The sequence below is a fragment of the Prevotella rectalis genome, from assembly GCF_900607215.1.
Lineage (GTDB): Bacteria > Bacteroidota > Bacteroidia > Bacteroidales > Bacteroidaceae > Prevotella > Prevotella brunnea.
The window spans coordinates 1-887 of record NZ_LR027839.1; the positions used below are offsets into that span (position 1 = coordinate 1).

An 887-nucleotide genomic window follows, 5' to 3' on the forward strand; every position below is an offset into this window, starting at 1 on the left:
TATACGACCAACTGGATTGAAAGGCTCAACAGGAAGTACAGGAGAACCATCCAAATGAGAACATCCATGCCATCAGAGAAGTCTGTCATCTTCCTCCTGGCAGCCGTGGCGATGGAGGAAACAAAGAAGACATATGAAAGGAGAATATATCAATTCAAAAACTGGAAAGAAAAGAATAAAATAACAGTGGAAGTACAGAGAAAGGAAAGATGAATTACACACTTTTAAGGACACTACCTTGACATAAGCCGGAAGCCCTGCCGGTACACATAGAGAAATCAAGGAAACCGGAACTTTTCTAAAGATTTTCTTATTTTTTTCAAATAAGCATCGTATTTGATTTGTCCCCAATTGTTATTCTTGTAGTGAGTTGCGATACTGCTCTTTTATTCTCATTTCTACTTCATCCAATGTCTTTTTTCCTCCGAGTCGGCTTTTCATAAGCCTGAACCCCATCCATACAATAAACATTCCGAAGAGTGTGATAACGTATTGCCAAATATTGTTGATGGCAAGGGACTTGGTGAAATTGTCGCAGATGACGAATCCTGCTATGAGCACAAGGTAATCTGCCCACCCCCAATTAGTATAGCTTTTGCTTATTTTTCGATATTCTTCATCATTGGCAAGCAGCTTGGCGCGGTTTTTCTGCCATAATTTTTCAAATTGTTCATTTTTCATATTTGCAAAGATAAGATGATTTTCTGAAAATGGTGAATGATTTTTCACTTTTCAACGATGCTGTCATATAGTAGATTATACCGCAGAGTCAACCAGCAAGTGCAAAATTATAAAACGTATTTGAAGAATTCACACTTTGGAGTAGAAAAGTTTAATTTTTCTCTCGGTCTTTCGTTCAATTTCTTTTGTATCGACATAATTCTCTT

At 37.2% G+C, this 887-nt stretch carries 2 protein-coding genes and 1 pseudogene; 1 reads left to right on the top strand and 2 read right to left on the bottom strand.

Features of this window, described 5'->3' with window-relative positions:
• On the top strand, positions 1-213 hold a 213-nt coding region (locus E0E16_RS13380), incomplete at its 5' end, for a transposase (RefSeq protein ID WP_181951363.1).
• A gap of 141 nt (positions 214-354) precedes the next feature.
• Here the strand turns inward: E0E16_RS13380 and E0E16_RS13385 are convergent.
• The gene (locus tag E0E16_RS13385) at positions 355-681 is read right to left on the bottom strand and encodes a Fis family transcriptional regulator (RefSeq protein ID WP_130830697.1); all 327 of its coding nucleotides are present in this window, start codon (positions 679-681) and stop codon (positions 355-357) included.
• A gap of 107 nt (positions 682-788) precedes the next feature.
• Positions 789-887: pseudogene (locus tag E0E16_RS14510) on the bottom strand (IS30 family transposase); the annotation flags it as partial.